This is a genomic window from Ochrobactrum sp. RH2CCR150 (genome assembly GCA_014138095.1).
In the GTDB taxonomy this organism is placed as follows: Bacteria; Pseudomonadota; Alphaproteobacteria; order Rhizobiales; family Rhizobiaceae; genus Brucella; species Brucella gambitense.
This window is the reverse complement of record JACGXE010000012.1, coordinates 44,132-67,732: the sequence shown is the minus strand read 5'-3', so window position 1 is coordinate 67,732 and position 23,601 is coordinate 44,132. Positions and strand designations below refer to the sequence as shown.

The following is a 23,601-nucleotide window of genomic DNA, read 5'->3' as shown; positions in this document are numbered from 1 at the left end:
TGATAACCTTGTCATCAAGCTCTAAATCGTTTGAAACCTATAGCTGAGCTATGGGCCGGTGAAAAGAGGGCTTAGAGAGAATGCCCCGCCGTCAAACGACGGAGCATGATGTCTGATTACTGCACGCCATAGGTGACGTCGGCAACCGAATTTGGTGCAGGACCGGCCAGCACGGCAGCGCAGGCCTTTGGAAGATCAGACACCATGACGGGGCGCGGCTTCTTCGGCGGTTCCTTTGACGGCTTGGCTGGCTTCCACGGCTCATCGGTGAACCACCAGGCAAGCGACTTGTCGCAGCCGTCGCCCGCCGCCACCTTGGGCTGCGGCTTGCATTGTGGCGAGCCGGGCTGGCAGGTCAGACGCACATGGAAATGGTAGAAGTGTCCCCAATAGGGGCGGACCTTGCCGAGCCAGCTTCTGTCGCCGGTCACCGTATCGCAAAGCTGCTTCTTGATGCCCGGATGCACGAAGATGCGCTCCACTTCCGGATAGCTCGCGGCATGTTTGATCAGCGCCGTGCGGGCAGGGGTCCATTTCTTGGGATCGACATAAAGTGAATCCCCTTTCAGCATCGAGACGGCGGAAACGCTTTCGCGTTCGGCATCCGTGAAGCGCTTCTTGGGCATCGGTGTCAGCCAGATATCGGCATCGAGCCCCACCTGATGCGAAGCGTGGCCGGTCAGCATCGGACCGCCGCGCGGCTGCGAAATATCGCCGACGAGCAGCCCCGGCCAGCCATCCTTGGCGGCATCGCGGGAGAGTTTTTCCAGCAAGCCGATCATGCGCGGGTGACCCCAGCGGCGATTGCGCGACAGGCGCATGACCTGCCAGTTCGGGCCGTCTGTCGGCAGCGCAACAGCGCCTGCAAGACAGCCCTTGGCATAAAAGCCGATCGATTGTGGCGATTGCGCCAGCACGGGCATCTTTTCCGCTCCGAAAGCCTGCTTGGCGGGCATATCATCCGCCATGGCCATAGGCACGAAGTCGGGCGCGATCATCGTTGCCAGCGACGCAATGAGGACAAATTTCTTCAGTTTGTTTGCGATCATGGGGCAATTCCATGGTTTGCCAAAGGGCGCTGTGACTGCGAATCAAACAGCAAAGCTGCGGGCATTATGCTGTGAGAAATGCAGGCCAGCAATGCCGGTCGGCTGTTTGTGCCAACCGACCGGCATATGGATCAATTCCGTTGCAGCCTTGCAAGCATGGTCAGGACCACAAGGGGCATGACGGTGCAGAACGCAATCAGCGGCCAAGCCGTGTCGCCGGGCAGCAAAATGACGAGCGCTGTTCCTGCCAGACTGACCATCAGGCTCTGTATGCAGAAATAGAGAGCGACAGCCATGCCTGCGCTGTCGTCGAAAGCAGACAAAGCGCCGTTTGCCGTCATGGATGCGGTCAAAACAATGCCGATGGCAGCCAGCCACATGGGTAGTATCAGGCTGGTGAAGGATGGTTGCAGCAGGTTTTCGGTTAGGAGCAAAATCAGCGCGCTGGCAAGGAGTACGACCATGCCCAACGCCACGCTTTTCCCTACGCCCCATTTTCGGGTGTGGCGTGTGAGAAGGCGCGTGGCGACAATCATCACCATGGCAACGCTTGCAAATGCCAGGCTGAACGTCATCTCTCCGAAACCGCCTCTTTCGATCAGGATGCGCGGCGCCGTGGAAAAGAAAACAAAGAAGGTGCCCATCGCCGTGCCGAAGCCCAGCGTGTAGGTCCAGAACGGAAAATCCTTCAATATTTTCAATAAGCTTAGGTGGTCCGCGCCATTGCGGTCAGGGCGTGTTTCCGGCCAGAGGCGGAACGCCCGCCATGTTGCGACAAGGCCAAACATGCCGAGCGCTATGAAAATCGCGCGCCAGCCGAAACTGCTTGTGATCAATGCGCCAGCGATGGGGCCGATGGCCGGAACGAAGGACAGCATGGCGCTGAACAGGCCGTAGATTGTCGCGCCTTCCGGACGGTCGGCATAAACGTCACGCACCGTGGCAAAGGTTGCAACGAGCGCGGCTGAGGCGCCGACCGACTGGGTGAAACGCAAGGCGATGAAAACCGTGGCGCTATCCGTCGCCGCCAGAGCGAAGGAAGAAAGTGCGAAGACGACACCCCCGCCAAGCAGCACCGGCTTGCGCCCGATGCGGTCGGACAAGGGACCGAAGACGAGTTGCCCGACACCCAGCATCACCATGTAGAGGCTGAGTGTCAGTTGCACCATGGCAGGCGTGGTTTTCAGAATTGCCGGCATGGATGGAACCACCGGCAGGTAGATATCCATGGCCAGCGAGGCGAGGATGTCGAAGGGAGCCATTAGCGCGAGCGCGAATGGCAAGGTGAAGCTCCAGGATGGAGTTTTCTGATGATCAAATGGCATGACAAAGCATCCGCTCGAAGACAATCGGGCGGCAATCTGCCTGCAATGGAAGACGTTGGTCCGGGACAGATGCCGCAACAGGTTGGAAAAGCTGTTGCGGCTTATTTATCTGCTGACTTGCTGTTACCCATTGTTATGTCCCGGTTTGGAATTTGCGTCAGGGCGTTTTACCCGAAGGGGTGCACGCGTGCAATCAGCGCCAGTTTCCGTCCTTCCACATGGCCGAAAAGGCGGTCTTGTAGTCGGGATAGGCGAATGTGTAGCCCAGTGCCTGAATGCGCTGATTGGAGACACGCTTGTTCTCGCCATAGAAGGAGCGCGCCATCGGTGTCAGTTCCGCATCTTCGAAGGCCACTTCCGGCGGCGGTGTGACGCCCATCAGCTCCGCCGCATAGGCAACGACATCCTGCGGCGGCGATGGCTCATTGTCGGTAATGTTGAAAATACCGCCCGTATCGGTGCCCGCGAGAAAGCGCAAAGCGCCGGCAATGTCTTCCACATGGATGCGGTTGAAAACCTGATCCTGCTTGACGAGACGTCGCGCCGTGCCGCGCTCCAGATTGACGAAAGCATTGCGACCCGGGCCGTAGATGCCGGACAGCCGCAAGATCGCCAGCGGCGTTCCGTGTCTCTCGCTCAGGCTTGTCCAGGCCTGTTCCGCCTCGACACGTTCGAGGCTGCGGCGCGAAACCGGCTTGCAGGGCGTGGTTTCATCCACCCATGCGCCCTTGTGATCGCCATAAACACCGACGGTCGAGAGATAGCCGATCCAGCGTATCGTATTGTCGGTACGGCGCAAGGCTTCTTCGACCCATGCAAGCGCCGGGTCGCCCGCTTCGCCGGGCGCAATCGAAATCACCACATGGGTTGTCTTGGCGAGTCGCTCCAGAAGTTCGGGCGAAGGCGTTTCCCCATCGAACAAGACTGGCGAAATGCCGGATTTCTCAAGAGTTGGGAATTTTTGCTCGTGCCGGGTTGTCCCGTCAATGCGCTCTACTTCTCCCGTCATTCGCTTGGCAAAGGCTTGTGCCGAATATCCGGCTCCGAACAGGAAAATGCGCATGTCAGACTGTCTCCGTATTCCACTCTTTCTGTACCGTAGCATCCTCTTCGGCGGAGGCCAGACGTTTTTGCAAGGCATCGACATGGCTAGGCTCTGCCAGCTGCTTCAAGGCCCAGACTGCCGCCCCGCGCACGACAGGTGCGGCATCACCAAGCAGCGCCTCAATCTGCGGCAACAACGTTGTATCGGCAGAATTGCCCGCTGCGATCAGCACGTTGCGGATGAAGCGGTCGCGCCCGATCCGCTTGATCGGCGAACCGGAGAAAAGCGCACGGAACGCCGGATCGTCGAGCGCCAGCAGGTCGCTCAGACGCGGTGCTTTTAGATCGTCACGCGCCTTCAGCTTCATTTCGCTGGTCGCCTGCGCGAATTTGTTCCACGGGCAGACCGAAAGACAGTCATCGCAGCCATAGATGCGGTTGCCCATGGCCTTGCGAAATTCCGCCGGAATGGGGCCCTTGTTCTCAATGGTGAGATAGGAAATACAGCGGCCCGCATCGATGCGGTAGGGCGCTGGAAAGGCCTTGGTGGGACAGGCGTCGAGACAGGCGCGGCAGGAGCCGCAATGATCGTGATCTGGCTCATCCGGTGCGATTTCCGCCGTGGTGAAGATCGAGCCGAGAAACAGCCATGAACCAAGCTCGCGGCTGACCAGATTGGTGTGCTTGCCTTGCCAGCCTAGTCCGGCAGCTTCCGCCAGCGGCTTTTCCATGACGGGCGCGGTATCGACGAATACCTTGACGTCCTGCCCGGCGCGCGCGGCAAAGCGGCTCGCCACATGCTTCAGCTTGCCCTTGATGATGTCGTGATAATCGCGGTTCTGCGCATAGATCGATATGGCCGCACGATCCTTCTGATCAAGTATCGCCAGCGGGTTGGTGTCCGGCCCGTAATTCATGGCCAGCATCATGATGGAACGAACTTCCGGCCAAAGTACACCGGGATTGGCCCGGCGTTCTTCGGTTTCTTCCATCCAGAGCATATCGGCGTGATGACCGTCGGCAAGATATTGCCGCAGGCGTTCGGGTGCTCGCGGAATAGCATCCGGTGTGGTGAAGGCGACAGCGTCGAAGCCCACGGCTTTGGCTTCTTCGACGAGGAAGCGCTTCAGCCTGTCTGCCTTTGTCTCAGAAGTCGAGGTCGCCATAATGGGCCACCGGGGCAAGCCCGCGCACACGATCGGACAGAAGCGGGCGGAAAGCGGGACGCGACTTCATGCGCGCATACCAGTCGCGCGCGGCACGGGTTTCGCCCCATTCGATTTCACCGAGATAATCGAGTGCGGAAACAGCAGCAGCGGCCGCCATATCGGCATAGCTTGGATGCGCGCCCGCCAGCCAGTCGCGGGTGGCGGCCAGCCAGTCGATATATTTCATATGCTGGCGAATATTGGTGCGGGCTGCGCGGATTGCGGTCGAATCCGGCGCGCTGCCGCCCATTTCAGCCGCCATCTGCAACTTATAAACGCGCTCGCGCGTGATGTGGCGCGTGACTTCGTTTTCGAATTTCAGCAGGAACCAGTCCACGAGGCGGCGCACTTCGGCGCGCTCCATCGGGCTTTCCGGCAAGAGGCGACGGTTGCGCTTCAATGCGCCGCGCGTTTCGTCGAGATATTCGGCGATCACGGTTGCACCCACGACCGGCAGGTCGTTTTCAGCCAGCAGCACGGGCAAGGTGGCCGCGGGGTTCAGCGCCAGAAATTCCTTGCGGCGCGACCATGGCCTTTCCTCGATCAGTTCCGCTTCCACGCCATATTCGCCGAGGATAAGCCGCACATAACGTGAGCCTGAAGACATGGGATGATGAAACAGCGTAAGCATGATCGACGCGGTACTCTCGACTAACAGCTTGAATTGAACATCCGGAGATTGGTACGGCGGCTGGCGTTTGCCCATGCAGCAGGCTATTTCTGCTGCCAAGCGATTCGACGCCGCCTCAACGGAATATAAAGTCTATAAGACCTATGTTTGCGGGAGACAAGCAATCGCTGGAAGTGCCCGTTTTAGTCGCCCTAGCCGCTAATGCGAGCCGGTTCAGATGCCATCATCGTGCCAACCATTCTAAGGTACTGACTTCATGGATATTTTTAATCTGCTGGAAGCCGCGTTTCTCGGTCTCATCGAAGGTTTGACCGAGTTTATCCCGGTTTCTTCCACCGGGCATTTGTTGCTGGTCGGGCATTTTCTGGGATTTGAATCCACAGGAAAGACATTCGAGGTGCTGATCCAGCTCGGCGCTATTCTGGCCATTCTGACCGTTTATTCGGCGAAACTGCTGAAGCTTCTGACAGATTTTCCACGCGATGCACGCACGCGTCATTTTGTCTTTGGTATTCTGGTCGCCTTCCTGCCCGCCGCTTTCATCGGTGCGGCTGCGCATGGCTTCATCAAGACCGTGCTTTTCGAAACGCCGATCCTCGTCTGCATCATGCTGATTGTCGGCGGTCTGATCCTGCTCTGGGTCGACCAGCTCAATCTGAAGCCGCGCTATCAGGATGTGATGGATTATCCGCTGCCGATGTGCCTTGCCATCGGCTTCATCCAGTGCCTCGCCATGATCCCCGGCGTGTCGCGTTCGGGTTCGACGATTGTCGGTTCGCTGCTACTGGGTGCCGACAAGCGGTCGGCTGCTGAATTCTCGTTCTTCCTCGCCATGCCGACCATGGCTGGAGCCTTCGCCTACGATCTCTACAAGAGCCGCGACATGCTCACGATGAATGATGGCGCGCTGATCGCCGTCGGCTTCGTGATGGCTTTCATCTCGGGTGTGTTCGTTGTGCGCTATCTGCTCGACTATGTCTCGCGCCATGGCTTCAAGCTCTTTGCCTGGTGGCGTCTGATCGTCGGCTCCGCTGGCCTAGCCGCTTTGTTGATTTGGGGATGAGCAAAAGAAAAGGGGCCGCGAGGCCCCTTATTCATTTCCGACTATCGATATCTCACGCAAAGCCGGTCTTGGTGTACTGACCGGCCACGCGGTAGCGCCAGAGATAGGCTGGCAGAACGGCGTCGACGCCTTCCGGCGTAATGCCCATGCCCTGCAATGTGCGGCCTTCCTTGATGGCGGCTTCCGAAACGACATTGTCGGATTTCAGGAGCGTTACCTGATCGTTGGTGATCGGCGGGTTAGGCAGCAGGCTGAGAACCGAAGCCTGCAGGCGGGCAACCCACCATGGCAGCGAAATGAGGACGCGCTTGCGGTCGACGACGCGCAGCATGTCCTTCATCCAGTTCTTGAACGGCTGCACATCCGGACCGCCGAGTTCATAGACGCCGCCCGGCATCAGCTTGCCATCGACGGCGCGGGCAACAGCTTCCGCAACATCGCCGACATAGACCGGCTGAAGCTTCGTTTCGCCGCCGCCGATGACCGGCAGGAAGGGCGAGAAGCGCGCCATATTGGCAAAGCGGTTGAAGAAGCGGTCTTCATGGCCGAAAATGATCGACGGACGCAGGATAACGGTTTCCGGCAGCACGGCGAGAACGGCATTTTCGCCTTCAGCCTTGGTGCGGGCATAATCCGAAGCCGAGTTTACATCGGCGGCGAGCGACGAAATGTGGGTCATCGGAATGCCGGCGGCCTTGGCGGCCTCGGCAATGTTCTTCGCGCCCAGCACCTGAACCGTGTTGAAACGCTGGCGGCCGCCTTCTGCGAGAATGCCGACGAGGTTCACGACATGGTCGGAACCCTTGACGACCAACTCGACCGAAGCGCGATTGCGGACATTGGCCTGCACCATCTGGATCTGCCCGACATTGCCGAGCGGCGCCATATAATAAGCCACTTCGGGCTTGCGCACGGCAACGCGCACACGATAGCCACGCTTGGTGAGACTTGCTACGACCGCGCGCCCGACAAAGCCGGAGCCGCCGAAAACGGTGACCAGTTTCGGCCTGTTGTGGACTTCGTTCGGTTCGGTCTTCATCCTAAACTCCTGCATGAAAGCCAGTTGCGCCGCTTGCGAGCAGCCGCCGCAATGCGTCTGTATTGCCGGTGATTTATCGCCTTTTTGCCACAAGGCAAAGGGGACTTGTTGTCACGATCATGATAGCAGGGCTTTTTCCCGTATTTAAAGCGCAATAGAGCTTTGAGATTCCGCTGCTTGCTGTTAAATCGCGCGCATGAGCACACCACTTGACCATATTCGCAATTTTTCGATCGTCGCCCATATCGATCATGGCAAATCGACGCTGGCCGACCGCCTCATTCAATTGACCGGCGGTCTGGATACGCGCGAGATGAAGGATCAGGTTCTCGACTCGATGGATATCGAGCGCGAGCGCGGCATCACCATCAAGGCGCAGACCGTCCGTCTCACCTATAAGGCGAAGAACGGCGAAGATTATGTGCTGAACCTGATCGACACCCCCGGACATGTCGACTTCGCCTATGAAGTCTCGCGTTCGCTGGCGGCTTGCGAGGGTTCGCTTCTCGTGGTGGATGCTTCCCAGGGCGTGGAAGCGCAGACGCTGGCCAATGTCTATCAGGCCATCGACAACAACCATGAAATCGTGGTCGTGCTGAACAAGATCGATCTGCCCGCTGCCGAGCCTGAGCGCGTCAAGCAGCAGATCGAGGAAGTCATCGGCATCGATGCGTCGCAGGCCGTGCATATTTCTGCCAAGACCGGCATCGGCATCGAAGACGTGCTGGAAGCCATCGTCACCCAGCTGCCCGCGCCAAAGGAAGGCGACCGCAATGCGCCGCTCAAGGCCATGCTGGTCGACAGCTGGTATGATTCCTATCTCGGCGTTATCGTTCTGGTGCGCGTCATCGACGGCGTGCTCAAGAAGGGCCAGACTATCCGCATGATGGGCACGGGCGCGAAATATCCGGTGGAACGCACCGGTGTCTTCACGCCGAAAATGGTTCAGATGGACGAACTCGGCCCGGGCGAGCTTGGCTTTATCACCGCTTCCATCAAGGAAGTGGCCGATACGCGCGTCGGCGATACGATCACCGATGATCGCCGCCCGACGAGCAAGATGCTGGCCGGCTTCAAGCCTGCGCAGCCGGTGGTGTTCTGCGGCCTGTTCCCGGTCGATGCGGCGGATTTTGAAGATCTGCGCGGCGCCATGGGCAAGCTGCGCCTCAACGACGCTTCGTTCTCGTTCGAAATGGAAACCTCCGCAGCGCTCGGTTTCGGTTTCCGTTGCGGCTTCCTCGGCTTGCTGCATCTGGAAATCATTCAGGAACGTCTTGAGCGCGAGTTCAATCTCGACCTCATCACGACGGCGCCTTCGGTTGTTTATCGTCTGAACATGATCGACGGCACACAGAAGGAGCTGCACAACCCGGCTGATATGCCGGATGTGGTGAAGATTTCGGCCATCGAAGAGCCTTGGATCAAGGCAACCATCATGACGCCGGATGATTATCTCGGCGCAATCATGAAACTGTGTCAGGACCGCCGCGGCATTCAGGTGGACCTCACCTATGTCGGCCCGCGCGCCATGATCACTTATGAACTGCCGCTCAACGAAGTGGTGTTCGATTTCTACGACCGCCTGAAGTCGATCTCGAAGGGCTATGCCTCGTTCGACTACAACCTCTCGGAATATCGCGAGGGCGATCTGGTCAAGATGTCGATCCTCGTGAACGAAGAGCCGGTCGATGCGCTGTCGATGCTGGTTCACCGAACGGCTGCGGAAAAGCGCGGTCGTGCGCTTTGCGAGAAGCTGAAAGAGCTGATCCCGCAGCATATGTTCAAGATTCCGATTCAGGCTGCTATCGGAGGCCGTATCGTGGCGCGCGAAACCATCTCGGCGCTGCGCAAGGACGTGACGGCCAAGTGCTACGGCGGCGACGTGACGCGTAAGCGCAAACTTCTGGAAAAGCAGAAGGAAGGCAAGAAGCGCATGCGCCAGTTCGGCAAGGTCGAAATCCCGCAGGAGGCCTTCATTCAGGCGCTCAAGATGGGCGATGATTGATCCTTCGTTCGGCTGAAGGAAACGGTGTTTGAGTTAGACACGTTATCCTCAGCCGACATTACGGCATTCTGGAAAAGGGCACTTCGGTGCCCTTAATCTTTTCTTGAGGTGTTGGAAGAGGGCGCTACGCGCTTTCCCTCATCCTGAGGAGCCGTTGAAAACGGCGTCTCGAAGGGCGAGGGAAAGTCATTGAAGCTGTAAGCAGCGTACTGTATGCGCTGCCTCCCCCTCGTCCTTCGAGGCTACGCTTCGCTCCGCACCTCAGGATGAGGGAGAGGCGTAGTGCGTGACAGAAAACTATTTTCGTTTCGCAAGTTCCGGCAGGCCTTCATAGTTCAGCGCAATCAATGCTTCTTTCTTCGCCCGTGACCAACCTTTGATCTGGCGTTCGCGTGCAATGGCATCCACGATCCGGTCATAGGTCTCTGTGAAAACGAGTTCGACGGGCCTCCGCTTCTTTGTGTACCCGTCATAAATGCCCTCATTATGCTCCCATAACCGGGCTTCGATATTCTGCTTGGTGAGCCCGGCATAATAGGACCCGTCCGCACAACGCAGAATGTAGACTGTTACTTCCATGACTTGCCCCCGCGCGTCTTTGGAAGCTAGATGTTGCGTCAAGCTCGATTGTCTAACAAGTCGCGATGATCATCTTGAAATCGTCTACGTTCAGAAAGTTGAAAACCGTGTCAGCAAATCCCCGCATCTCCATCACCTACTGCACTCAATGCAATTGGCTGTTACGCGCAGCGTGGATGGCGCAGGAATTGTTGCAGACTTTCGGGCAGGATCTGGCGGAGGTCGCATTGCGTCCGGGGACTGGCGGGGTTTTTGAGATCCGCGTGCTGATGCCAGATGGCAATGAAGAACTTATCTGGGAGCGCAAACGTGACGGCGGTTTCCCGGAAGCCAAGGTTCTGAAACAGCGCGTGCGCGATCTAGTCTGGCCGGAACGCGATCTCGGTCATTCAGATCGTCCAGCCAATTCATGAAGGGTTCTTACTCCCATCCTTCGATGAACTCATCCTGAGGTGCCGCTTCGCACCTCCTCAGGATGAGGGAAGCTTACAATAGAGGCGCTGCCGCCGCCCTCATCCTGAGTTCATCGAAGGATCGAAGGACAAGGGAAAAGGGAAAAGGCTCCATTAGTCCTCATCCACCACGCGCAGACGCATTTGGGTGGGGGTGCTTTCCGCCGGCCTTGCTTGTTGAGGCGGCGTTTCCTCGGCGGGCTTTTCGCCAAATTCCAGCGCTTCGATTTTCGCGCCGCGCCGGGTGACCTTGTTGGACGACACCAGAATATCGTCAATATCCTTGTTGGCCTGCACAAAGTGCGTTTGCAGCTTGCGCACGCGCTCGTCGAGGCGGCCCACATCTTCCATCAGACGGATCACTTCGCCCTGAATGACATGCGCCTGTTCGCGCATGCGGGCGTCTTTCAGGATCGCCTGAATGACCTGTATCGACAGCATCAGCAGCGATGGTGAAACGATCACAATCCGCGCCCGGTGCGCGCGCTGGATCAGCGCTTCGAAATGCTCGTGAATATCGGCAAAGATCGACTCCGAGGGCACGAACAGAAAAGCCGTATCCTGCGTTTCGCCGGGGATCAGATATTTGTCGGAAACATCCTTGATATGGATTTCCATATCGCGACGGAACTGCACAACGGCAGCTTTGCGGGCGTCCGGATGCTCCTTCTCACGCATGGCGTTCCAAGCTTCGAGCGGAAACTTGGCGTCGATTACCAGTGAGGGTGCTTTATTGGGCATGCGCACGAGGCAGTCGGGGCGGGTGCCGTTGGACAGTGTTGCCTGAAATTCATAAGCGCCTTGTGGCAAACCGTCGGCAATGATCGCTTCCATGCGTGACTGGCCGAAAGCGCCGCGCGTCTGCTTGTTGGCGAGGATCGCCTGCAACTGCACCACCTGTCCGGCGAGCGACTGGATATTGTTCTGTGCCGTGTCGATGACGGCCAGCCGCTCCTGCAATTTGGCAAGATTTTCATGGGTCGAGCGGGTCTGCTCGGTCATGGTCTGGCCGATGCGATGCGTCATGCCATCGAGCCGTTCGCGGATCGACTGGTTCAACTCCGCCTGTCGCGAACCGAAAACCTCCGCCATGGTCTGCATGCGGCCCTGCATCTCTGCCTGTGCTTTCAGGATTTCCGCCATGCGATATTCTGCATCGCGGGCGCGGTCCTCGGCCTGTGCTTCGGCAACAGCGCGCAGGCGCGCAGAGCGCGTTGCGGCGATCAGGAAAATGACGAGGCAAAGCACCACCACCACAATGCCAGCCAGAAGAATATCTCCCAGCGTGAGCGATGTAGCACCGAGCTGCAAAAGCGGCTCATTCAAGAGGTTCTGGTTTTCCATGCGCCAAGCTTAGCTGATTCGTATGGGCTTGATGAGATCAAAACAAGAACATTTTGCAAAGCACAATTGACGATTCTGTCACAAGCGATTACGTGAAGCGCATGTCAGTAAAACCGCTTGTCATCCTTCCCGATCCTGTGTTGCGCCTGGTTTCCAAGCCAGTGGAGCGCTTTGACGATCAGCTGCGCAAATTTGCCGGCGACATGTTCGACACCATGTATGACGCGCCGGGCATTGGCCTTGCCGCCATTCAGGTGGGCGAGCCGATCCGCATGCTCGTCATCGACCTTGCCAAGGAAGGCGAGGAAAAAGCGCCGCATGTCTTCATCAATCCCGAGATTGTCGGGGTGACGGATGAAGTCAGCGCTTATGAAGAAGGTTGCCTGTCCATCCCCGATTATTATGCGGAAGTGGAACGGCCAGCTGCCATTCAGGTCAAATATTTCGATGCCGATGGCAAGCCGCATGCAATGGAAGCCGATGGCCTGATGGCCACCTGCCTGCAGCACGAGATCGATCATCTCAATGGCGTGCTCTTCATCGATCATATTTCCAAGCTGAAGCGCGATATGGTCATCAAGAAGTTCAAGAAGCTCGCCAGCCAACGGGCGTCGAAGAGAGTGCTTTAGATGCGTATCGTCTTCATGGGCACACCGGATTTTTCGGTGCCGATCCTGACCGCCATTATCGGGCAGGGCTATGATGTGGTGGCCGTCTATTCGCAGCCGCCGCGTCCGGCAGGGCGCAGAGGGCTGGAGCTGACCAAGTCGCCTGTCCATGAAAAGGCCGAGCAGTTCGGTATTCCCGTCTTCACGCCGAAAAGCCTGAAGGGTACGGAAGAGCAGGAAGTTTTTGCGAGCCTGGAGGCCGATGTCGCCATCGTCGTCGCCTATGGTTTGCTTCTGCCCAAGGCCATTCTCGATGCGCCGCGGCTTGGCTGCTATAACGGCCATGCCTCGCTTCTGCCGCGCTGGCGCGGTGCCGCGCCTATCCAGCGCGCCATCATGTCGGGCGATAGCGAAACCGGCATGATGATCATGAAAATGGACGAGGGGCTCGATACAGGCCCTGTCGCCATGGCTGAAAAAGTGGCGATCACGCCGGATATGACGGCGGGCGAGTTGCATGATCGTTTGAGCATGATCGGCGCGGACCTGATGGTGCGGGCGCTGGGTGCGCTTGAGCGCGAAAGCCTGACATTGCAGCCGCAGGCCGAAGAGGGCGTCACCTATGCCGCCAAGATCGACAAGGCCGAAGCGCGCATTGACTGGTCGAAACCTGCGCGCGATGTGCACAATGCCATTCGCGGCCTTGCGCCTTTTCCAGGTGCCTGGTGCGAAATGGAAATCAACGGCGTTGTCGAACGTGTCAAGCTTCAGCGTTCGACGCTGGGCGAAGGTTCAGGTGCGGCTGGTACCGTGCTGGACGACCGGCTGACGGTTGCCTGTAGTGAGGGCGCCGTGCGGCTTGTTACCTTGCAGCGTTCGGGCGGCAAGTCTTTGCCAGCGCAGGAATTTCTGCGCGGCGCAACGGTTACGAAGGTTTTGTAGGCCCGTGCCGCGCTACAGACTTCTGGTCGAATATGACGGCACCCCCTATGCGGGTTGGCAGCGTCAGGAAAACGGCCATACCGTGCAGGGCGCTATCGAGCAGGCGTTCAAGAAATTCTGCGGCGAGGATCTGGCGCTAAGCGCTGCGGGCCGTACTGATGCAGGCGTTCACGCGACGGCGCAGGTTGCGCATGTGGATCTCAGCAAGGATTGGGGTGCGGGCAAGGTGCGCGATGCGGTCAATGCGCATCTGGTTATGGCCAATGAGCGCGTGAGCATCCTCAATGTCGAGAAGACGACCGACAGTTTCGATGCGCGTTTTTCGGCGCAGGGACGGCATTATCTCTATCGCTTCCACAATCGCCGTGCGCCGCTGGCGGTGGATTATCAGCGCGCATGGTGGGTGCAAAAGCGCCTCGATCACGAGGCGATGCACGAAGCGGCGCAGCTTCTTCTGGGCGAGCATGATTTCACGACCTTTCGCGCCACGCAGTGCCAGGCTAAAAGTCCGGTCAAGACGCTCGACCGGCTCGATATCACGCGCCATGGCGAGATCATCGAGATGCGTGTTTCGGCGCGCTCTTTCCTGCACAATCAGGTGCGCTCCTTCGCGGGCAGCCTGATGGAAGTGGGCGTGGGCCGCTGGACGGCGGATGATTTGCAGGCGGCGCTTGAAGCGCGCGACCGCAAGGCCTGCGGACAAGTCGCACCGCCTTACGGTCTTTATCTGATCGGCGTCGACTACGCTTTTCCGTTTTAATAAGCGTGCGGGTCGAAGCCAATGCCGAAGATCTGCTGAAGCAGTACGGTGAGGAACAGCGAGCCGAAGAAGACGCAGGCGAAGAACGGTGCCGCGAAAGCGTGCGGGCGTTGCAACGCCACAAAGGTCAGCCGGTAGCTCAGCACAATCGAAGCGCCGAACATGATGAACGCGAAAAGCGTCGCGACATCAAAACGCCCCGGAAAAAACAGCTGTAGCAAGGTGATCGGCGCAAAGACCCAGGCCAGGAGTGCGCTGCCCCAGTTGGTGGCGATCACATAGGCTGCATAGCGTTTGACGATGCCGATCCGTTTGGCCAGCATGCCGATGAGGGCAAGCGGCACCACCCATGCTGCAATATCGACGAAGGCCGCCCTCATGACGATGGCAAAGCGGATACCCGCTTCCTCGCGCCCGGCGGTGAGGTCGGCGGCATAGGCTACCCAGCTGGCAAAAAGCGGTGGCAGGGCTACCGCTATCGCGAAAAAGGAAGACCAAAAACCCTCGGCGGATATGTCGAGATAATCGAGACCGTCGCGGCGACCGAGCATCATTTTCCAGACACCCAGGAAATATCGGTAAATATCGTCCAGGCTCGGCATGGGCTCCCCAATGTTTCGCATTATCCAGTCCGAAAAGTCATGCAGCTTTCCGGGCCTTTGCGTTACCCAAAGAAATCAGCGATGAAGCGCTCATAAATCTGTGTCAGCCCTTCAAGGTCGGCAAGGGCCACACGCTCATCGACCATGTGCATGGTCTGGCCCACGAGGCCGAATTCCACCACCGGGCAATAATCCTTGATGAAACGCGCATCCGACGTGCCGCCGGAGGTCGACAGCTCTGGCCGCTTGCCGGTCACCGCCTCTACAGAGGCCGTCAGCGTGCCAATCAGTTTCTCGTCGCGGGTCAGGAAGACATGGCTTGGGCTTTCGCGCCACGTCAGCTCATAGCTGATCGGCGTTTCGCGACCGGGGCGCAGGCGGTTGTCGCGGGCGGCCTTTTCCAGTCGCGTGCGGATCTCAGCTTGCAGGCTTTCCGCCGTCCAGGTGTCGTTGAAGCGAATATTGAACGAGGCCGTCGCCTTGTTCGGGATGACATTGGTGGCCTTGTTGCCAACGTCGATGGTGGTGACTTCCAGATTGCTGGCCTGAAAATCGTCAGTGCCCTGATCGAACGCCGGATAAAGCAGGCTATCCACCAGCGTGGTGATGCCGCGCACCGGATTTTCCGCCAGATGCGGATAAGCTGCATGGCCCTGCACACCATGAACGGTAATCGTGCCGGAAAGCGAACCGCGACGACCGATCTTGATCATATCGCCCAGCGCATTGGGATTGGTCGGCTCACCCACAATCGAAGCGTCCCAGCTTTCGCCGCGCTGCTTTGCCCAGTCGAGCAGTTTTACGGTGCCGTTGACCGCAGGACCTTCTTCGTCACCGGTGATGAGGAAGGAGACGCTGCCCTTCAGGCTGCCGTGCTTTTCCACATGGCGGGCCACAGCGGCGACAAAACAGGCGACGCCACCCTTCATGTCCACCGCGCCGCGCCCATACATCACGCCATCTTCAATGGCGGCGGAGAAGGGCGGATGCTTCCAGTCGTTTTCATCGCCGGGCGGCACGACATCCGTATGACCGGCAAACATCAGATGCGGCCCGTTGCCGGATTTACGCGCATAGAGGTTTTCGATGTCGGGCGTGCCCTCTTCGCTGAAGACGGGGCGTTCGACGGAAAAGCCCATTGGTTTCAGCATTGCTTCCAGCGCCGTCAGCGCGCCGCCTTCGGCGGGCGTAACAGATGGGCAGTGGATAAGGGCGGCGAGATTATCGGCGGGATTGACTGGTAGGCTCATGATGTCGGTTTCTTCACTCAAGAATCGTCTGGAGAGTGAGACTAGATCGGGATGCGTCCGGATGGAACCACAAACCGTTGGCCGTAACCATGTCTGAAAATTCCCTCTTCACGCGCTTTTCCAACTTGGTTGCAATTTGAGAACGAAATTTTCTTGACCGGAGGGCCTCTGTCATCGTTAGTTAAAAAAGAGTTGATAACGAGACCCGGGAAACGGGCCGGTCAGCGGGAACCTTTCTAAATTAATGGGAAACTGTGCATGCGTTTAATCACCACAACTGTAGCAGGCATGATGACGCTCTTCGGAGCAACGATGGTACCAGCCAAGGCTGCACAGTGGAGTGAAGCGGGCGGAGTGACAAGCATCCCTTACGGACACAAGGACTATTGCGGGCGCAATCCACGCGATTGCCGTGGCCATAGCGTGTTGCCGCCGATGCAGCTTACTCCGCAGCGTATGAAGCTCCTGCAGAGCGTCAGCAGCTCCATCAATCACCGTATCAAGCCGGTTTCCGATATGGATAACTATGGCAAGCGCGATTACTGGACCATTCCGGTCAATGGCAAGGGTGATTGCGAGGACTACGTTCTGATGAAGCGTGCGCAGTTGATGGCGCGCGGCATGAGCCCGTCTCAACTTCTCATCACCATGGTGCAGGGCAGCGAAGCGCATATCGTGCTCACCGCCCGTACCGATCATGGCGATTATATTCTCGACAATATGCGTGACGAGGTTCTTCCCGTCGAGAAGACGTCCTACCGCTATATCAAGATGCAGTCGTCTGCCAATTCTGGCCAGTGGGTTTCCATTGCCGGGCGTTCGGTTGCCGTTGCGAATAACTGATAGCGAACTGTAAGTTCGGGCCCGAAACTGTTTATGAAAGGCCGCATCCTTGATGCGGCTTTTTTGTTGCACTGGCTTGTTGCGGCGGAATGTACGCCTGATTGGTCAGGTTGCTATCGTCGTATGCGGAGCTGCCGATAGTCCCCTAATTGTTCACTTTTATTATACAATAAAGTCGAACAGACTGTTCACTGGCAATGGACAGATTAAAGGCTGTAATGCGTATGTGATCATATTCTCATAGTTATAAATATTGTTTTTAATATGTTTTTTTAAATCGATTGCAACGTTTTGATCAACGAATGCGCACGAAGCTGTGATGATCTCCACATTTTCGTGAATGGAACTTTCCGCCACTGTCACCCATTTAGGATGTATCGGAACGACGAATTCATACGCCGCTCCATTTTACTAGGAGATCGAAAATGAAAAAGCTCGCCCTTGCCGCCCTTGCCGTCGCTCTTAGCGCCGGTGCTGCCTATGCCGAAAATCCTTATGTCGGCATGCCTGAATCTCAGGTTGCTCAGGAGAAGGCGTTCCAGCAGCCGAATTCCGGCCCGCTCTTCAGCACGAAGGGCAATGTCGATTATACCGCAACGGCAACCATTCGTCAGTCGGCCCCGGTTTATCAGGATGGTTCGGCCCATCGCTTCGGCGATGCCTCGCCTTCAAGCTTTGATAACTAATGGCCTGACCGAATAGAATCTCCCCGGAGGATGGCTGCGAAGCCTCCCCGGACACATGCCCGGACCAGAGGCTTCGTGCCATCCGAAGGGAGCGATCGATCCAGGGATCGATCGCAACCGGTAGTCCAAAATGAAGAAGGCGAAGCACAAGCTTCGCCTTCTTCATTTGGCACGAGGGATTATAAGAAGCTTCTCATTGTTCATATTTGAAATACAATGTTCGATGTGCATTGTCTGGGGTATTGGAGCCACATCACGCGGGTGTGATCGCATAAACTTTCTCTAACTAATTAAAATAACTCAATAATATTTTCAGCGCAGAGTTTTTCTAAGAAGTTATAGGTATATATCCGTGGTCAATATCGCATTTTCGTGACTGGAATTTCTTCTAATTGTATCTCATTTGAGCGACAGCGGAGTGATTGCGGGAAGCGCTGCGCTCTTTTGAACTGTCCCCAACGGCCTGGTGAAAGGCTGCGGCTGAATGCCGATAAAGGGACATATTGTTAGGAGTACGAACATGAAGAAATTAGCTCTTGCTGCCGTCACCGTCGCTGTCGTTTCCAGTGCGGGTGCTGCTCATGCAGAAAATCCTTATGTGGGAATGCCCGAAGATCAGGTTGCTCAGGAAAAGGCTTTCAGAATGACTGGTTCGGGCCCGTTCTTGGGGACCCGACAGAATATCGATTACACTGCGCCCGCAACAATCCGTCGTGAATCGTCGGCTCAAAGGGACGGTTCGGCCAATCGGTTCGGAGACGCTTCTCCGTCCAGCCATAGAAAATAGTGCGTTCCATTGGATGTTGGTCCTGAAGTGTTGCGGTCAGACTACTAAAATGCCGACGCTTCAGGATGGAGCTCTTGGACGAAGTCCCGGACTGAAGGCATTGTGCCATCCGAAGGGCAGTCCATCGTGAAGCACGAATGCCTCAAATGAAAAAGGCGAAGCACAAGCTTCGCCTTTTCTTTGTCTGTCAGCTCTGCAACGCGTCAGTCGCGGAGCAATTCGTTGATCGAGGTCTTCGAGCGGGTCTTTTCATCGACGCGCTTGACGATCACGGCGCAATAGAGGCTCGGGCCCCAGTTTTCGCCGGGTACGTTCTTGCCGGGCATGGTGCCTGCGACGACCACCGAGTAGGGCGGAACTTCGCCATAGAAGACTTCGCCGGTTGCGCGGTCGACAATCTTGGTCGACTTGCCGATGAAGACACCCATGCCGAGCACCGAACCTTCACGCACGATGCAGCCTTCGACGACCTCCGAACGCGCGCCAATGAAACAATTGTCTTCGATGATGGTCGGTCCGGCCTGCATCGGTTCCAGAACGCCGCCAATGCCGACGCCGCCGGAAAGATGCACATGCTTGCCGATCTGTGCGCAGGAGCCGACGGTCGCCCAGGTGTCGACCATGGTGCCTTCATCGACATAAGCGCCGAGATTGACGAAAGACGGCATCAGGATAGCGTTGGGCGCAATATAGGCCGAATGACGCACGACGCAGTTCGGTACGGCGCGGAAGCCGGCCTTTTCGAACTCATTGGCAGTCCAGCCGTCGAACTTGGACGGCACCTTGTCCCACCAGGAGGACTGGCCCGGGCCGCCCTTGATGACTTCCATCGGGTTGAGACGGAAGGAGAGCAGCACGGCTTTCTTCAGCCATTGGTTGACTTGCCAGTTGCCGTCCGCCTGTTTTTCTGCGACACGGGCCTCGCCGCGATCGAGCAGGATAAGCGACTGTTCAACGGCATCGCGGATTTCGCCGCGGGTTGCCGTGTTGACACCGTCGCGCTCGTCAAAAGCCTTGTCGATGGTCTTTTCAAGGGAGGCGAGGTCTGGCTTGGTCATGGGGTGCAGTCTCCGTGAATGGGCGGCGGATGGCAGGCCGGGCGCTTGGTCCGGCCGATTGTCATGAAAGTGATTAAGCGAAGGCGCCATATGGGTCAATCATGATCGGGGCGCAATTGCGCTCTCTTGATCTCCATTCTCGAACAATGTCTGTCATGTTTGAGACAGATTAAGCATTTAGCGCCAAAATGGATTTGGTAACAGGTTGTAAGGAGCAGGTGAGAAGCATGAACCCGATGGAGAAGTCCGGCTGGACGCCGTTCCCGAATTCCGAGGAAGCGATCAAGCAGGCAAAAACCGTACCGCAGACACCCCAGACGGAAGCGCCTGCCTATCGCCTTGCCTTTACGGATGACGACTTCCTGACGCGCCGCGACCTGCGCCCCGTGCGCCTGCAACTCGAGCTTCTCAAGCCAGAGCTGATCCTTGCGGACCGCGGCATCAAATCAACGGTCGTGATGTTTGGCGGCGCGCGCATTCCGGAGCCGGGCGGCGAAGCCTGGGCGGCGAAGAACGAGGTTCAGAAAAAGAATCTCGAAGCCAATTCGCATTATTACGAGGAAGCGCGCAAATTCGCCCGCCTGTGCTCGGAATATTCCGCCACGACCTATTATCGCGAGTTTATCGTGGTGACGGGCGGTGGTCCGGGCGTGATGGAAGCGGGAAATCGCGGTGCTGCAGACGTCGGTGCGCCGACCATTGGCCTCAATATCGTGTTGCCGCATGAGCAAGCGCCGAACCCCTATGTGACGCCGGAGCTCTGCTTCAACTTCCATTATTTCGCGATCCGCAAAATGCACTTCCTGATGCGCGCCAAGGCGATCTGCGTGTTTCCGGGCGGCTTCGGCACGATGGATGAATTGTTTGAGGCGATGACGCTGATCCAGACCAACCGTATGGAACGCATGCCGCTAATCCTGTTCGGCAAGGAGTTCTGGACCAAGGCGATCAATATCGAATTTCTGGCCGAGCAGGGCACGATTTCGCCTGCCGACATCGAGCTTCTGAACTTCGTCGAAACCGCGGACGAAGCCTGGGATCAGATCAAGGATTTTTATAAGCTGTAGGCTGCCAAGCACGGCTAACCGGGCATGTAGCGCCCCTTCCGATTCCATCGGACGGGCCAAATCTCTGTGCGCCCTCTTTTTGGATTCCGTCTCGAACCTGCAATCGATAGACAGTTCAATGCACCCGACTTGCGCGCAGATTGGGTGTCTCCTTCAATGTATTCCACAATTCCTCACCCCTTCAACAGATGGTGGTGCACGTTTTGATTTTGTTCACAATGTATTTAATTAGAAATTTAGAATGAAATAATCTGAAAATACATTTGGGATTCTTATGTATTGTTCGATTTCGATTTCAATATATCCTTCAACTTGAATTTTTCTATGTAAAGATAGGTAATATAAAGCTAAATCGAATATAGAATATGCGATATTCGTGCCTTTGTCCGGCACGAGTTGTCGTGCGCGTGTTGGTCTCAAGCTTATTCTTGGGAGCGGCGGGCCTGTCGGATTCTGTGTTCATTTCAGCTTAATCATTGTCATCTTTCCAGAAATCTCGGTTGTTTCCACATTTGCGCGCCGGTCGCGCCAATGTGGTGGGGAGGGCTCCTCCCGCCTCTTGGGCTCTCCTCATGTCTCTTTTGCAGTGCGTGGGGCGAAATACTGCAAAGCTTATTTTAAAGGGTTTCGATGAACACGGTTTTGAAAAGGGCAGCTGCATTATTGCTTGGCACGTCCGCGCTGGTGGGATGTGTAAACATGGCGATGGCGGATGACTGGACGCTAGGGCAGTCTGGCTTGCTTGATGGTCTCGGTAATGATCAGAGTGATGCAGCTGCAGTTTCAGCCGATGGTAAGGTGATTGTTGGGTCGGAGTTTGTAGAGAAAACCAACCCATTCGGGCAGTCCAAGACTACCCTGCATGCGGTATCTTGGGTGAACGGTGTAGCGACAGAACTCGACTATAAGGGTAACGCGGGCGGTGCAGTTACTGTTTCCGCGAACGGCAAGGTGATCGTTGGGTGGAGCGGCGATAGTTATGGGGCTTCAGGCAACTTCGCTACAGTGTGGCTGAACGGTTCGTCTGCGGGCGTGATGCTCGACGGCTATGAGGACTATGGGGAGGGTTTTCTCGATGTCGTATCCAAGACCACAGCTACAGCAGTTTCCGGTGACGGAAGTGTGATCGTTGGTCACTTTATGGACGAAAACGATCATAGTCACGCGGCAAAATGGGTGGGGGTGTCTGCGGATAATGTTTTCAATTTGGCCACGGATTTAGACACTCTCGGCGGTGATAACAGCGCCGCACTTGCAATTTCGAGGAACGGCAACGTCATCGTTGGCTGGGCGCAGAATAGTGCAGGAAAACAGTTCGCGGCGTCATGGAGGGACGAAGCAACGACTCCGACACAACTCGACGCACCTACTGAGGCGATCAGTAGCCAGGCAATCGCAGTCTCCAACGACGGTGCGGTGATTATTGGAAATGAAGATCTCGGTTCCTATCGTGAACGCGGGCTTTCATGGGTGAATGGCGCGAGCACGCCGACAGTGCTCAACCCCGTTGGGGATGGACACTCCAGCAGTGCAGTTGCAGTTTCTGGCGACGGTAAGGTGATTATTGGAGAGTCGGAGATTTTTGAGGCTTCGAATAGAACTACTGCAACATACCACGCGGTATCATGGATAAACGGATCTGCGGACGCGACCGATCTCGGCACCCTTGGTGGGGGCACGAGTATTGCAAAGGCAGTTTCCAACAATGGCGTGGTCATCGTTGGAGGGGCGGATTACACTGACGGCAATCTGCACGCGGCGGCATGGGTGAACGGATCGACCCAAGCGATGGATCTTGGCACACTGGGTGGCCTCAGCAGTCGGGCCGATGCAGTTTCCGACGATGGCACGGTAATTGTCGGATATGCAACGCCCGAATATGGCCCCGATCATGTGGCTCTTTGGAAGCTCGTTCCCCCGCCCACCCCAGATCCGGATCCCAAGCCGACACCGCCAAACCCGGATCCAGATCAAAAGCCCACGCCTCCCAATCCTGACCCCAAACCAGTGGGTATTGATGTCACCAACACGGTGCAAACAGTGGCGGCGCTCGCTCACGACACTTTTTCTGTCATGGAATCGCAGCGGGCGACGCTCGGTCGTCTCCAAACATCCTGCGATGTCTGGAAGGCGGGCGAGAGCTGCTATTCGATCTCGACCGATATCGGCAAGTCAGGCAATTCCAAGGATATGCTCGGCTGGATGACACTGGGTCATGCCTTTACCGATAATTTCTCGGCGGGCGTTTCCATTGCGCATTCTCTGTGGCGCGATCTTCCAGGTGATTTCGATCACGACCATAACAACATCGGCGGTGGTCTTTATGCGCGCTGGAGAGACCAGACGGCCAATGGCAGCTGGTATGTGCAGGGTTCTGCTGCGGTCAATCGCTATGACGTCAAGCGGACGCGACGGGTTCTGGGCTATACGGAGCCGGGTACGGGCGACAGCACCATCAATGGCTGGGGCGTGCAGCTGGAAGCAGGTCAATCCTTCGATCTCGCCAATCAGGCAACCGTTGGCTATTACGGCGGGCTACGCTACGACGATCTGAAGATGGACGGTTATACGGAAACCAATGCTTATTTCCCGTTCACCTATTCGGATGTGAAGTCACAGCGTTCGACCGCCTATCTCGGTGCCAATTACGGCATGGCGCTGACCGACAAGGTGCGCTGGTCTGTTAATGCGGAAATCGAGCAGGATCTTTCGCATAAAGACCCGAGCGTGATCGCCAGTGCCGATTATGTCGGTTCTTACAAGTTCGATTCCGATGCCGCACATACACGCGGCAGCCTGTCAACGACAGTGTCTTATGCATTCAGCGATGCTGTCAGTGTCGGTGTCACGCCTTATGTCAACCGTACGGTCAACAAGGATACTGCGTTCGGGGCCATCATCGGTCTTTCCGGTAAGTTCTAGGGCTTGCCACGATAGGCGCAGGGTTCCGCATGAATGGAAAAGCCAGAGCCGTTGATCTTTAGCTCAGGCGTTCCGTTCGGTGGAAGCTGATCGAATAAGAATAGGCAGGCGGGCGAGGGTGACCTCTCCCGCCTGCGCCATTTAAGGAACTCTCCAAACTGATTGAGCGGGGTGAGGAGGAGAGGCTTGAAAGCTTAGATGCTGGGCCCGCAGCTTCCGTTCATCTGAATTAAAATGCCTTTTGAAACGCGCTGAGTTTACATGCGTGTATTATTTAAAAGTAATTATAAATGAACACAATGTGTTCTAATATGAAACAATAGATATTGTCGTAATT

The 23,601-nt window shown here is 56.8% G+C and carries 22 protein-coding genes; 11 read left to right on the top strand and 11 right to left on the bottom strand.

Features of this window, described 5'->3' with window-relative positions; translation table 11 throughout:
* Positions 1 to 116 precede the first annotated feature (116 nt).
* From mepA to FHW03_RS20035, 5 genes are all read right to left on the bottom strand, one after another.
* Complete coding sequence (gene mepA / locus FHW03_RS20055; RefSeq protein WP_182522233.1) at positions 117 to 1,049, bottom strand: penicillin-insensitive murein endopeptidase; 933 nt, start codon at positions 1,047 to 1,049, stop codon at positions 117 to 119.
* 131 nt (positions 1,050 to 1,180) lie between these two features.
* Positions 1,181 to 2,374, bottom strand: coding sequence for a CmlA/FloR family chloramphenicol efflux MFS transporter (gene cml, locus FHW03_RS20050; protein WP_182522232.1), 1,194 nt, complete (start codon positions 2,372 to 2,374; stop codon positions 1,181 to 1,183).
* A gap of 193 nt (positions 2,375 to 2,567) precedes the next feature.
* Complete coding sequence (locus FHW03_RS20045) at positions 2,568 to 3,437, bottom strand: SDR family oxidoreductase (protein ID WP_182522231.1); 870 nt, start codon at positions 3,435 to 3,437, stop codon at positions 2,568 to 2,570.
* Position 3,438: 1 nt separating this feature from the next.
* Positions 3,439 to 4,584 (bottom strand): tRNA epoxyqueuosine(34) reductase QueG, encoded by a 1,146-nt coding sequence (gene queG, locus FHW03_RS20040; protein WP_182522230.1) that lies wholly within the window; start codon positions 4,582 to 4,584, stop codon positions 3,439 to 3,441.
* Positions 4,565 to 5,257, bottom strand: a complete 693-nt coding sequence (locus FHW03_RS20035; protein ID WP_182522229.1) for a glutathione S-transferase family protein — start codon at positions 5,255 to 5,257, stop codon at positions 4,565 to 4,567. The genes queG and FHW03_RS20035 overlap by 20 nt, the downstream gene beginning before the upstream one ends.
* Positions 5,258 to 5,513: 256 nt before the next feature.
* Between FHW03_RS20035 and FHW03_RS20030 the strand changes: the two genes are divergently transcribed.
* Positions 5,514 to 6,320 carry an undecaprenyl-diphosphate phosphatase gene (locus tag FHW03_RS20030; protein WP_182522228.1) on the top strand — a complete coding sequence of 269 codons (807 nt, stop codon included), beginning with the start codon at positions 5,514 to 5,516 and terminating at the stop codon, positions 6,318 to 6,320.
* Between the two features lie 52 nt (positions 6,321 to 6,372).
* Here the strand turns inward: FHW03_RS20030 and FHW03_RS20025 are convergent, their stop codons facing one another.
* Positions 6,373 to 7,359 (bottom strand): complex I NDUFA9 subunit family protein, encoded by a 987-nt coding sequence (locus FHW03_RS20025; RefSeq protein WP_182522227.1) that lies wholly within the window; start codon positions 7,357 to 7,359, stop codon positions 6,373 to 6,375.
* A 196-nt stretch (positions 7,360 to 7,555) separates the two neighbouring features.
* On the opposite strand from FHW03_RS20025, the gene lepA reads away from it, so the two are divergent.
* The gene (gene lepA, locus FHW03_RS20020) at positions 7,556 to 9,364 is read left to right on the top strand and encodes a translation elongation factor 4 (protein WP_151591693.1); all 1,809 of its coding nucleotides are present in this window, start codon (positions 7,556 to 7,558) and stop codon (positions 9,362 to 9,364) included.
* 297 nt (positions 9,365 to 9,661) lie between these two features.
* Here the strand turns inward: lepA and FHW03_RS20015 are convergent, their stop codons facing one another.
* Positions 9,662 to 9,943 (bottom strand): GIY-YIG nuclease family protein, encoded by a 282-nt coding sequence (locus tag FHW03_RS20015; protein ID WP_182522226.1) that lies wholly within the window; start codon positions 9,941 to 9,943, stop codon positions 9,662 to 9,664.
* Between the two features lie 107 nt (positions 9,944 to 10,050).
* Here FHW03_RS20015 and FHW03_RS20010 point away from each other — a divergent pair, with 107 nt between their 5' ends.
* The gene (locus FHW03_RS20010; RefSeq protein WP_182522225.1) at positions 10,051 to 10,356 is read left to right on the top strand and encodes a SelT/SelW/SelH family protein; all 306 of its coding nucleotides are present in this window, start codon (positions 10,051 to 10,053) and stop codon (positions 10,354 to 10,356) included.
* Positions 10,357 to 10,509: 153 nt separating this feature from the next.
* On the opposite strand, the gene FHW03_RS20005 is transcribed toward FHW03_RS20010, so the two are convergent.
* Positions 10,510 to 11,739, bottom strand: coding sequence for a DNA recombination protein RmuC (locus tag FHW03_RS20005; protein ID WP_182522224.1), 1,230 nt, complete (start codon positions 11,737 to 11,739; stop codon positions 10,510 to 10,512).
* Between the two features lie 101 nt (positions 11,740 to 11,840).
* On the opposite strand from FHW03_RS20005, the gene def reads away from it, so the two are divergent.
* The 3 genes from def to truA are packed head-to-tail and all read left to right on the top strand — an operon-like array spanning position 11,841 to position 14,049.
* Positions 11,841 to 12,368: a peptide deformylase gene (gene def, locus FHW03_RS20000; RefSeq protein ID WP_182522223.1), complete on the top strand. Its 528-nt coding sequence runs from the start codon at positions 11,841 to 11,843 to the stop codon at positions 12,366 to 12,368.
* The gene (gene fmt / locus FHW03_RS19995) at positions 12,369 to 13,289 is read left to right on the top strand and encodes a methionyl-tRNA formyltransferase (RefSeq protein WP_182522222.1); all 921 of its coding nucleotides are present in this window, start codon (positions 12,369 to 12,371) and stop codon (positions 13,287 to 13,289) included. It begins immediately after the preceding gene.
* 4 nt (positions 13,290 to 13,293) lie between these two features.
* On the top strand, positions 13,294 to 14,049 hold the full coding sequence (gene truA, locus FHW03_RS19990; protein ID WP_182522221.1) for a tRNA pseudouridine(38-40) synthase TruA: 756 nt from the start codon (positions 13,294 to 13,296) through the stop codon (positions 14,047 to 14,049).
* Here the strand turns inward: truA and FHW03_RS19985 are convergent.
* Positions 14,046 to 14,651 (bottom strand): hypothetical protein, encoded by a 606-nt coding sequence (locus tag FHW03_RS19985; RefSeq protein WP_182522220.1) that lies wholly within the window; start codon positions 14,649 to 14,651, stop codon positions 14,046 to 14,048. The two genes, truA and FHW03_RS19985, sit on opposite strands and share 4 nt — an antisense overlap.
* Before the next feature lie 62 nt (positions 14,652 to 14,713).
* Complete coding sequence (gene dapE, locus FHW03_RS19980; protein WP_182522219.1) at positions 14,714 to 15,901, bottom strand: succinyl-diaminopimelate desuccinylase; 1,188 nt, start codon at positions 15,899 to 15,901, stop codon at positions 14,714 to 14,716.
* 291 nt (positions 15,902 to 16,192) lie between these two features.
* On the opposite strand from dapE, the gene FHW03_RS19975 reads away from it, so the two are divergent.
* The 3 genes from FHW03_RS19975 (at position 16,193) to FHW03_RS19965 (ending at position 18,217) form a co-directional block, all read left to right on the top strand.
* Positions 16,193 to 16,744, top strand: a complete 552-nt coding sequence (locus FHW03_RS19975) for a transglutaminase-like cysteine peptidase (protein ID WP_182522275.1) — start codon at positions 16,193 to 16,195, stop codon at positions 16,742 to 16,744.
* Positions 16,745 to 17,169: 425 nt separating this feature from the next.
* Positions 17,170 to 17,430, top strand: coding sequence for a hypothetical protein (locus tag FHW03_RS19970; protein ID WP_182522218.1), 261 nt, complete (start codon positions 17,170 to 17,172; stop codon positions 17,428 to 17,430).
* A 520-nt stretch (positions 17,431 to 17,950) separates the two neighbouring features.
* Positions 17,951 to 18,217 (top strand): hypothetical protein, encoded by a 267-nt coding sequence (locus tag FHW03_RS19965; protein ID WP_182522217.1) that lies wholly within the window; start codon positions 17,951 to 17,953, stop codon positions 18,215 to 18,217.
* 203 nt (positions 18,218 to 18,420) lie between these two features.
* On the opposite strand, the gene dapD is transcribed toward FHW03_RS19965, so the two are convergent.
* Positions 18,421 to 19,275, bottom strand: a complete 855-nt coding sequence (gene dapD, locus FHW03_RS19960; RefSeq protein ID WP_078339922.1) for a 2,3,4,5-tetrahydropyridine-2,6-dicarboxylate N-succinyltransferase — start codon at positions 19,273 to 19,275, stop codon at positions 18,421 to 18,423.
* 227 nt (positions 19,276 to 19,502) lie between these two features.
* Between dapD and FHW03_RS19955 the strand changes: the two genes are divergently transcribed.
* Complete coding sequence (locus FHW03_RS19955) at positions 19,503 to 20,342, top strand: LOG family protein (RefSeq protein WP_113534782.1); 840 nt, start codon at positions 19,503 to 19,505, stop codon at positions 20,340 to 20,342.
* Positions 20,343 to 21,041: 699 nt separating this feature from the next.
* On the top strand, positions 21,042 to 23,264 hold the full coding sequence (locus FHW03_RS19950; RefSeq protein ID WP_182522216.1) for an autotransporter domain-containing protein: 2,223 nt from the start codon (positions 21,042 to 21,044) through the stop codon (positions 23,262 to 23,264).
* Positions 23,265 to 23,601 lie beyond the last annotated feature (337 nt).

Excerpts from the sequence above, each read along its gene's own strand:
- mepA (WP_182522233.1), bottom strand. The coding sequence starts at position 1,049 with ATGATCGCAAACAAACTGAAGAAATTTGTCCTCATTGCGTCGCTGGCA.
- cml (WP_182522232.1), bottom strand. The coding sequence starts at position 2,374 with ATGCCATTTGATCATCAGAAAACTCCATCCTGGAGCTTCACCTTGCCA.
- FHW03_RS20045 (WP_182522231.1), bottom strand. The coding sequence starts at position 3,437 with ATGCGCATTTTCCTGTTCGGAGCCGGATATTCGGCACAAGCCTTTGCC.
- queG (WP_182522230.1), bottom strand. The coding sequence starts at position 4,584 with ATGGCGACCTCGACTTCTGAGACAAAGGCAGACAGGCTGAAGCGCTTC.
- FHW03_RS20035 (WP_182522229.1), bottom strand. The coding sequence starts at position 5,257 with ATGCTTACGCTGTTTCATCATCCCATGTCTTCAGGCTCACGTTATGTG.
- FHW03_RS20030 (WP_182522228.1), top strand. The coding sequence starts at position 5,514 with ATGGATATTTTTAATCTGCTGGAAGCCGCGTTTCTCGGTCTCATCGAA.
- FHW03_RS20025 (WP_182522227.1), bottom strand. The coding sequence starts at position 7,359 with ATGAAGACCGAACCGAACGAAGTCCACAACAGGCCGAAACTGGTCACC.
- lepA (WP_151591693.1), top strand. The coding sequence starts at position 7,556 with ATGAGCACACCACTTGACCATATTCGCAATTTTTCGATCGTCGCCCAT.
- FHW03_RS20015 (WP_182522226.1), bottom strand. The coding sequence starts at position 9,943 with ATGGAAGTAACAGTCTACATTCTGCGTTGTGCGGACGGGTCCTATTAT.
- FHW03_RS20005 (WP_182522224.1), bottom strand. The coding sequence starts at position 11,739 with ATGGAAAACCAGAACCTCTTGAATGAGCCGCTTTTGCAGCTCGGTGCT.
- def (WP_182522223.1), top strand. The coding sequence starts at position 11,841 with ATGTCAGTAAAACCGCTTGTCATCCTTCCCGATCCTGTGTTGCGCCTG.
- fmt (WP_182522222.1), top strand. The coding sequence starts at position 12,369 with ATGCGTATCGTCTTCATGGGCACACCGGATTTTTCGGTGCCGATCCTG.
- FHW03_RS19985 (WP_182522220.1), bottom strand. The coding sequence starts at position 14,651 with ATGCCGAGCCTGGACGATATTTACCGATATTTCCTGGGTGTCTGGAAA.
- dapE (WP_182522219.1), bottom strand. The coding sequence starts at position 15,901 with ATGAGCCTACCAGTCAATCCCGCCGATAATCTCGCCGCCCTTATCCAC.
- FHW03_RS19975 (WP_182522275.1), top strand. The coding sequence starts at position 16,193 with ATGACGCTCTTCGGAGCAACGATGGTACCAGCCAAGGCTGCACAGTGG.
- FHW03_RS19970 (WP_182522218.1), top strand. The coding sequence starts at position 17,170 with ATGAAAAAGCTCGCCCTTGCCGCCCTTGCCGTCGCTCTTAGCGCCGGT.
- FHW03_RS19965 (WP_182522217.1), top strand. The coding sequence starts at position 17,951 with ATGAAGAAATTAGCTCTTGCTGCCGTCACCGTCGCTGTCGTTTCCAGT.
- dapD (WP_078339922.1), bottom strand. The coding sequence starts at position 19,275 with ATGACCAAGCCAGACCTCGCCTCCCTTGAAAAGACCATCGACAAGGCT.
- FHW03_RS19955 (WP_113534782.1), top strand. The coding sequence starts at position 19,503 with ATGAACCCGATGGAGAAGTCCGGCTGGACGCCGTTCCCGAATTCCGAG.
- FHW03_RS19950 (WP_182522216.1), top strand. The coding sequence starts at position 21,042 with ATGGCGATGGCGGATGACTGGACGCTAGGGCAGTCTGGCTTGCTTGAT.